Raw genomic sequence first — 7449 nt, 5'->3', positions numbered from 1 at the left:
AGCTCCCTCGCCACAGAAGCATTGTCCGCTGCGGCATCAACCATTACTCCCACCGTAACGATCCGCCATCGGGCTTGATTGATGCCCTCGCCACAACACTCCTAAGGTAACCCCCACGACAGCGAACCCGTGGAGTGGTCATGACAACAACAATATCCCCCGACTCGCGATGGACGCGGCGGCGCAGCGAAAAGCAGCGGCGCCTGGCGTTGGTCAAGGGCCTTGCCGATGGCGTGGTGTTGCCCACCGATAACATCGTTGCGGCGCTGGAGGCCTTGATCCTGCCCGGCGACCGCGTGGTGTTGGAGGGCAATAACCAGAAGCAGGCGGATTTCCTTTCCCGCTCCCTCGCCAAGGCCAATCCGTCAAAGCTGCACGATCTGCACATGATCATGCCCAGTGTCGGTCGTTCCGAGCACCTGGACCTGTTTGAACGCGGCATCGCCCGCAAGCTCGATTTCTCCTTTGCCGGCACTCAGAGCCTGCGCATCAGCCAGTTGCTGGAAGACGGCCTGCTGGAAATCGGCGCGATCCACACCTACATCGAACTCTACGCCCGGCTGGTGGTGGACCTGATTCCCAATGTCGTGCTCTCGGCCGGTTTCATGGCCGACCGCGCCGGCAATATCTACACCGGTCCCAGCACCGAAGACACGCCAGCGCTGATCGAACCGGCGGCGTTCAGCGATGGCATCGTCATCGTCCAGGTCAACCAGTTGGTGGATGACGTCAGCGACCTGCCGCGTGTGGATATCCCGGCGTCCTGGGTGGATTTCGTGGTGGTGGCCGACAAGCCGTTCTACATCGAGCCGCTGTTCACCCGCGACCCGCGTCATATCAAGCCTGTGCACGTGCTGATGGCGATGATGGCGATCCGCGGGATCTACGAAAAACACAACGTCCAATCCTTGAACCACGGCATTGGTTTCAACACCGCGGCCATCGAATTGATCCTGCCGACCTACGGCGAATCCCTCGGCCTGAAGGGCAAGATTTGCCGCAACTGGACGCTCAATCCGCATCCGACGCTGATTCCGGCCATCGAAAGCGGCTGGGTCGAAAGTGTGCATTGCTTCGGCACCGAATTGGGCATGGAAAACTACATCGCCGCCCGGCCCGACGTGTTTTTCACCGGCCATGACGGCTCGCTACGCTCCAACCGTATGGTCTGCCAACTGGCCGGGCAGTACGCGGTGGACCTGTTCATCGGCGCCACCCTGCAAGTGGACGGCGACGGTCATTCCTCCACGGTGACCCGGGGCCGCCTCGCCGGCTTCGGCGGCGCACCGAACATGGGCCACGACCCGCGCGGCCGCCGTCACGGCACACCGGCCTGGCTCGACATGCGCCACGGCGACGGTGAGGCGCCGTTGCTCGAACGCGGCAAGAAACTGGTGGTGCAGATGGTCGAGACGTTCCAGGAGGGCGGCAAGCCGACCTTTGTCGACACCCTCGACGCGGTGGACGTGGCGAAGAAAGCCGGCATGCCGCTGGCGCCGATCATGATCTACGGCGACGACGTTACCCACCTGCTGACCGAGGAAGGCATCGCCTACCTGTACAAGGCCCGTTCCCTCGAAGAGCGCCAGGCGATGATCGCCGCCGTGGCCGGGGTGACCGCCATCGGCTTGCGCCACGACCCGAAAGACACCGCGCGCATGCGCCGCGAGGGGCTGATCGCCATGCCCGAGGACCTCGGTATCCGTCGCACCGACGCCACCCGCGAATTGCTCGCGGCCAAAAGCGTGGCCGACCTGGTGGAATGGTCCGGTGGCCTCTACAACCCGCCCGCCAAGTTCAGGAGCTGGTAAATGCGCGCCCTAAATCTGCAACCCAAGCCAATCTCCCTGGCTGAACGACTGGCCGACCTGGCGGTGGACGCATTGATCGACGAGGCCGACCTCTCGCCGAAACCGGCGCTGGTGGACCGTCGCGGCAGCGGTGCCCACACCGATTTGCACCTGGGCCTGATGCACGCTTCGGCGTTGTCATTGTGGCCGGCCTTCAAGGAAATGGCCGAGGCCGCCCTCGACTGCGGCGAGATCGGCCTGCCACTGCGCGAAGCCCTCGGCCGGATCGGCCGTGAAGGTGAAGCCGCGATGCTGGTGACCACGGGCGGCGTGAATACCCACCGTGGCGCAATCTGGGCCTTGGGCCTGCTCGTAGCGGCGGCGGCGCTGGAAGCTGAATCCAACGCCGCGGGTGCCGTCACCCTACGCGCTGCCCGCCTGGCCTTGCTCAACGACCGTTATGCACCGCAACCCCTGAGCCATGGCGCCCAGGTCGCCCAACGCTACGGCGTGCGCGGCGCCCGGGAAGAAGCGCAACTGGCATTCCCGGCGGTGACCGGCCTGGGCCTGCCGCAACTCAAGCGCAGTCGCGCGGCGGGTGCGGGCGAACAGAACGCCCGGCTCGATGCCTTGCTGGCGATCATGACCACCCTGGCCGACACCTGCGTGCTCTACCGCGCTGGCGAAGCCGGTTTGCAGGCCATGCAGCACGGCGCCAAAGCGGTGCTCGACGCCGGTGGTAGCGCCAGCCTCGGCGGGCGCCGCCAGTTGCATGCGCTGGACCAACAATTGATTGCCTTGAACGCCTCGCCCGGCGGCGCTGCCGACTTGCTCGCCGCCTGCCTGTTTCTCGACCGTATCGAACGCGGCGATGGCCTCTTTCCAGGAGCTTGCTGATGGAAACCTTATCCTTTGAATTCCCCGCCGGGCAGCCGCCACGGGGCCGGGCGCTGGTGGGTTGCGTCGGCTCGGGCGACCTGGAAGTGCTGATCGAACCGGGACTGGCGGGCAAATTGACCATCCACGTGCAGACCTCGGTCAACGGCAGCGAGCAACGCTGGCAGCATTTGTTCACCCGCATGTTCGACGGCCAGACGCCGCCGGCAATGAGCATCGACATCCATGATTTCGGCGCTACCCCCGGCGTGGTGCGTCTGCGCCTGGAGCAAGGTTTCGAGGAGATCGGCCATGACTGACAGCGCAGCGCTGCTCAACAAGCACAGCTTTGTCGAACTCGGTGCCCGGCAACGGGCCAGGGCCTTGCTGGACGACGGTACATTCCGCGAATTGCTCGACCCCTTCCAGCGCGTCATGTCGCCGTGGCTGCTGCGCCAGGGCGTGGTGCCGCAGAGCGACGACGGCGTAGTGATCGCCAAGGGCAACCTCGACGGTTTGCCGGTTGTCGTGGCTGCCATCGAAGGTGCGTTCCAGGGCGGCAGCCTCGGTGAAGTCGGCGGGGCAAAAATCGCCGGGGCGCTGGAGCTGGCTGCTGAAGACAACCGCAACGGCATTCCGACCCGCGCCGTATTGCTGCTGGAAACCGGCGGCGTACGGTTGCAGGAAGCCAACCTCGGGCTCGCGGCGATTGCCGAGATTCACTCGGCAATCGTCGACCTTCGCCAGTACCAGCCAGTGGTGGGCGTGGTCGCCGGCAGCGTCGGCTGTTTTGGCGGCATGTCCATCGCGGCCGGGTTGTGCAGTTACTTGCTGGTGACCCAGGAAGCACGGCTGGGCCTGAACGGCCCGCAGGTGATCGAGCAGGAAGCCGGGATCGACGAATACGACTCCCGCGACCGGCCGTTCATCTGGAGCCTGACCGGCGGCGAACAGCGTTACGCCACTGGATTGGTGGACCGATACGCGGCCGACGATGTCGCGCAGATTCGCCGGCAAGTCAGTGAACTGTTGCACCAGGGTGTGCCCACCGAACACCGCAGCGGCCAGGCCGAGTTGTTCCTCCAGCGCCTGGCTCGCTTGGACACCGACGTGCAAATCGAACCGGCAGCGGTTCGCCAGCTGTATCAGGGAGAACGTCCATGACTTCGTATTCATTGAGAGGCCTGCGCTGGTTCGAGGCCCTGAGCGGTGGCGCCAAGCCGTTGGATGGCTTGCCGGCTTCGCTGAAAGTCGCCGATGTCCAGCTGGGCGAACAAACCGCGCGCCTGCTCGCCGTGGTGGCCGATCCCGCCAACCGTTTTCCTCGAGCACGCAACGGCGAAGTCGGCTTGCTCGAAGGCTGGGGTCTCGCCAAGGCGGTGGACGATGCCATTGAAGCCGACCGCAATGCGCCGCGCAAACGTGTGCTGGTCGCCATCGTCGATGTGCCCAGCCAGGCTTATGGCCGTCGCGAAGAAGCCCTCGGGATTCATCAGGCGCTGGCCGGCGCGGCGGACAGTTATGCCCGCGCCCGATTGGCCGGGCATCCGGTGATTGGCTTGCTGGTGGGCAAGGCGATGTCCGGTGCGTTCCTCGCCCACGGCTACCAGGCCAACCGGCTGATTGCCCTGCGCGACCCGGGCGTGATGGTCCACGCCATGGGCAAGGCCTCGGCGGCGCGAGTGACCCTGCGCAGTGTCGAAGAACTCGAAGCCCTGGCCGCCAGCGTGCCGCCGATGGCCTATGACATCGACAGCTACGCCAGCCTGGGGCTGCTCTGGGAAACCTTGTCGGTGGAGCAGATTGAGCAACCGACGGCGGCGGATCTGGGCCGGGTGATAGATTGCCTGCAACAGGCGATCAACGACGTGGCCGGTGCGTCTCGGGATCTCAGCGGACGTTTGGGGGCGACTCATCGCGCAGCGTCCAGCCACGTTCGCCAATTGCTGAGGGCGCAGTGGTGAGCACGTTCCTGGCCCATGACCTGCTCTGGGGGATGACTGCCTCGCAGTTGCCTGCGGATGCGCCGGGCTGGGCCATCGAGTCGCTGGACCTCGGGCAACCGGTGGTGGTGCGCCGAGCGTTGTCCTCCCCAGGGCACGTCGCGGTGGGTATACGCGGTCGCTCCCGGGAGCAGCGCTACGCCACGTCGATGTCTATAGGTGCGGTCCAGCGTCGGGTGCGCCCGGAAGACCTTTGCCATGTCGAATCCCGTCGTGACCTGCCGGCATTGATAGCCCTGGCGCAGCTGCGACCCTTGCTCGACGCCGGTGGTTGGAGCTGGGGCGTGGGCGGCAGCGCCGGGTTCGAATTGGCCTCGGGCGTCGAGGCGCTGCATGAGCGCAGCGACCTGGATTTGATCCTGCGCACGCCGCGGCGTCTGGGTCGTCTCCAGGCCAAGGAAGTGCTGGCGCTGCTGGATGCCTCGGCATGCGCCGTGGACATGCAATTGCAAACGCCTTGCGGCGCCGTCGCCCTGCGCGAATGGGCGGGTTCGTCGCGGCGGGTCTTGCTCAAGGATGATACCCAGGCGCGCCTGGTGAATGACCCTTGGCAATCTTCGCTGGAGCAGGTCGCGTGAGCAGCCTCTTCGTCTTCCCCGGCCAGGGTGCGCAGCGCGTGGGCATGCTCCATGGCTTGGCGCCGCTGATCCTCGACGAGGCGGGGGATGTGCTGGGTGAAGACGTCTCGCGATTGGACAGTGCCGAGGCCTTGCAATCGACGCGCGCCGTGCAGCTGTGCCTGCTGGTCGCCGGCGTGGCGGCGGCTCGTCGACTGCTGGAGCAGGCCCCCGCGCCGGATTACGTCGCGGGACTGTCCATCGGCGCGTATCCGGCAGCGGTCGTGGCCGGTGCGCTGGGTTTCGCCGATGCGCTGCGATTGGTCAGCCTGCGCGGCGAACTGATGCAGCAGGCCTACCCGCAAGGCTACGGCATGACGGCGATCATCGGCCTGGACCTCGCCGCCGTGGAAACCTTGCTGGCCCAGGTGCACAGTGAAACAACGCCGGTGTACCTGGCCAATATCAACGCCGACAACCAGGTGGTCATTGCCGGCAGCGACGAAGCCATGGGCATTGTTGCTGGGATGGCTCGTAGCCAAGGTGCTGGCAAGGCCTGCCGATTGGCGGTCAGCGTGCCGTCCCATTGCCCGTTGCTGGAGGCTCCGGCGCGGACATTGTCCGAGGCATTCGCCAACGTATCGTTGAAGGCGCCGACCCTGGGCTATCTCAGCGGCAGCCGCGCCCGCCCGGTGATCAAGGCCGATGCGTTGCGCGACGATCTCGCGTTCAACATGTGCCGGGTCGTCGATTGGCGCGGCACCGTGCAGAGCGCCTACGAGCGTGGCGTGCGCCTGCAAATCGAATTGCCGCCCGGCGCGGTGTTGACCGGGCTGGCGCGCCGGGTGTTCGAGCAAGGCACCGTCATGGCGTTCGACGGCGCGCGGCTCGACACGCTGCAAGCGCTGCTGCATGAGGAGGGACTGCGCCAACCCTAGACACCGACTCAAGCTGGCGAAGCACAAAAACAACAACTTCGACGATGCATTTTGAGGACTACGACAATGATTATCTACGGTGTGGCGTTTCTGGCCTTTTGTACCCTGGCGGGTATTTTCATCGGTGAGCTGCTGGGCAAATTGATTGGCGTGCCGGCCAACGTCGGCGGCGTCGGCATTGCGATGCTGCTATTGATTGGCCTGGGCAGCTACTTGAACAAGCGCGGCCTGTTCAAGGGCAAGTCCGAAGCTGGAGTGGAATTCTGGAGTGCGATCTACATCCCGATCGTGGTCGCGATGGCGGCGCAGCAGAACGTCTATGGCGCGCTGAAAGGCGGGCCGATGGCGATCCTGGCCGGAACCCTGGCGGTAGTGATTGCCTTTGCGTTGGTGCCGGTGCTGGTGCGCATCGGCAACAAGGACCCTCAATCCAACGTGTCCGTGAAAACGGTAGGGTGACCGCCATGTACGAATCCATGATGAAAGTCATCACCGGCTACGGCCTGATCAGCGGTTTCGCCATTGTCGGCATCACGATGTGGGTGTCCTACTGGATCAGCAATACGTTCACCAAAGGTCGCTTGCACGGTTCGGCCATCGCCATCCTGCTGGGGCTGGTGCTCTCATACATCGGCGGGGCCATGACGGGCGGGCAGAAGGGCGTGGTGGACATTCCGTTGCTGTCCGGGATTGGTCTGCTGGGCGGTGCGATGCTGCGGGACTTCGCCATCGTCGCCACGGCGTTCGGCGTCAGTATCGAGGAGCTCAAGCGTGCCGGTTTCGTTGGCGTGCTGGCCTTGTTCGTCGGGGTCGGCACCTCGTTCATCGCCGGCGTCGGTGTGGCGATGGCCTTCGGGTATACCGATTCGGTGAGCCTGACCACCATCGGTGCCGGGGCGGTGACCTATATCGTCGGGCCGGTGACCGGGGCGGCGATTGGCGCCAGCTCCGAGGTGATGGCACTGTCCATTGCCGCCGGGCTGATCAAGGCGATCCTGGTGATGGTGGCGACGCCGTTCGTGGCGCCGTTCATCGGCCTCAACAACCCGCGTAGTGCGGTGATCTTCGGCGGGCTGATGGGCACGTCCAGCGGCGTGGCCGGCGGCCTGGCGGCGACCGATCCGAAGCTGGTGCCTTATGGTTGCCTGACGGCTGCGTTCTATACGGCGCTTGGGTGCTTGTTGGGGCCTTCGTTGTTGTTTCTGATCATGCGGGGGTTGATGGGGTAGGGCTTCAGTTATTCTTTGTAAGGACTGGCGTCATCGCGAGCAAGCTCGCTCCCACA

9 protein-coding genes are annotated in these 7449 nt (G+C 65.0%); all 9 read left to right on the top strand.

The annotated features are described in order from the left end of the window. Nucleotides 1-140: 140 nt before the first annotated feature. Entirely contained in the window at nucleotides 141-1811 is a 1671-nt protein-coding gene (gene mdcA, locus OC610_RS17245) for a malonate decarboxylase subunit alpha (protein ID WP_264429302.1), read from the top strand. Then, entirely contained in the window at nucleotides 1812-2687 is an 876-nt protein-coding gene (locus OC610_RS17240; RefSeq protein ID WP_264429300.1) for a triphosphoribosyl-dephospho-CoA synthase, read from the top strand. Further along, nucleotides 2687-2986, top strand: a complete 300-nt coding sequence (locus OC610_RS17235; protein WP_030137891.1) for a malonate decarboxylase subunit delta — start codon at nucleotides 2687-2689, stop codon at nucleotides 2984-2986. Before OC610_RS17240 ends, OC610_RS17235 begins: the two co-directional genes overlap by 1 nt. Then, nucleotides 2979-3830, top strand: a complete 852-nt coding sequence (locus tag OC610_RS17230) for a biotin-independent malonate decarboxylase subunit beta (protein ID WP_264429298.1) — start codon at nucleotides 2979-2981, stop codon at nucleotides 3828-3830. The genes OC610_RS17235 and OC610_RS17230 overlap by 8 nt, the downstream gene beginning before the upstream one ends. Beyond that, nucleotides 3827-4630, top strand: a complete 804-nt coding sequence (gene mdcE, locus OC610_RS17225; RefSeq protein WP_264429297.1) for a biotin-independent malonate decarboxylase subunit gamma — start codon at nucleotides 3827-3829, stop codon at nucleotides 4628-4630. The genes OC610_RS17230 and mdcE overlap by 4 nt, the downstream gene beginning before the upstream one ends. Beyond that, nucleotides 4627-5247, top strand: coding sequence for a malonate decarboxylase holo-ACP synthase (locus tag OC610_RS17220; protein ID WP_264429296.1), 621 nt, complete (start codon nucleotides 4627-4629; stop codon nucleotides 5245-5247). Before mdcE ends, OC610_RS17220 begins: the two co-directional genes overlap by 4 nt. After that, nucleotides 5244-6164 (top strand): malonate decarboxylase subunit epsilon, encoded by a 921-nt coding sequence (mdcH, locus tag OC610_RS17215; RefSeq protein WP_264429294.1) that lies wholly within the window; start codon nucleotides 5244-5246, stop codon nucleotides 6162-6164. Before OC610_RS17220 ends, mdcH begins: the two co-directional genes overlap by 4 nt. Before the next feature lie 66 nt (nucleotides 6165-6230). After that, complete coding sequence (madL, locus tag OC610_RS17210) at nucleotides 6231-6623, top strand: malonate transporter subunit MadL (protein ID WP_198723988.1); 393 nt, start codon at nucleotides 6231-6233, stop codon at nucleotides 6621-6623. Nucleotides 6624-6628: 5 nt separating this feature from the next. Next, nucleotides 6629-7393 (top strand): malonate transporter subunit MadM, encoded by a 765-nt coding sequence (gene madM, locus OC610_RS17205; RefSeq protein ID WP_030137885.1) that lies wholly within the window; start codon nucleotides 6629-6631, stop codon nucleotides 7391-7393. Nucleotides 7394-7449 lie beyond the last annotated feature (56 nt).

The organism is Pseudomonas agronomica (genome assembly GCF_025917275.1).
Taxonomy (GTDB): Bacteria; Pseudomonadota; Gammaproteobacteria; order Pseudomonadales; family Pseudomonadaceae; genus Aquipseudomonas; species Aquipseudomonas agronomica.
Note: the sequence above shows the minus strand (reverse complement) of the source record. Positions and strands in the feature narration are given on the sequence as shown.

What these genes read in the sequence shown, in the direction of transcription:
- mdcA (WP_264429302.1), top strand. Translation starts at nt 141, where the DNA reads ATGACAACAACAATATCCCCCGACTCGCGATGGACGCGGCGGCGCAGC.
- OC610_RS17240 (WP_264429300.1), top strand. Translation starts at nt 1,812, where the DNA reads ATGCGCGCCCTAAATCTGCAACCCAAGCCAATCTCCCTGGCTGAACGA.
- OC610_RS17235 (WP_030137891.1), top strand. Translation starts at nt 2,687, where the DNA reads ATGGAAACCTTATCCTTTGAATTCCCCGCCGGGCAGCCGCCACGGGGC.
- OC610_RS17230 (WP_264429298.1), top strand. Translation starts at nt 2,979, where the DNA reads ATGACTGACAGCGCAGCGCTGCTCAACAAGCACAGCTTTGTCGAACTC.
- mdcE (WP_264429297.1), top strand. Translation starts at nt 3,827, where the DNA reads ATGACTTCGTATTCATTGAGAGGCCTGCGCTGGTTCGAGGCCCTGAGC.
- madL (WP_198723988.1), top strand. Translation starts at nt 6,231, where the DNA reads ATGATTATCTACGGTGTGGCGTTTCTGGCCTTTTGTACCCTGGCGGGT.
- madM (WP_030137885.1), top strand. Translation starts at nt 6,629, where the DNA reads ATGTACGAATCCATGATGAAAGTCATCACCGGCTACGGCCTGATCAGC.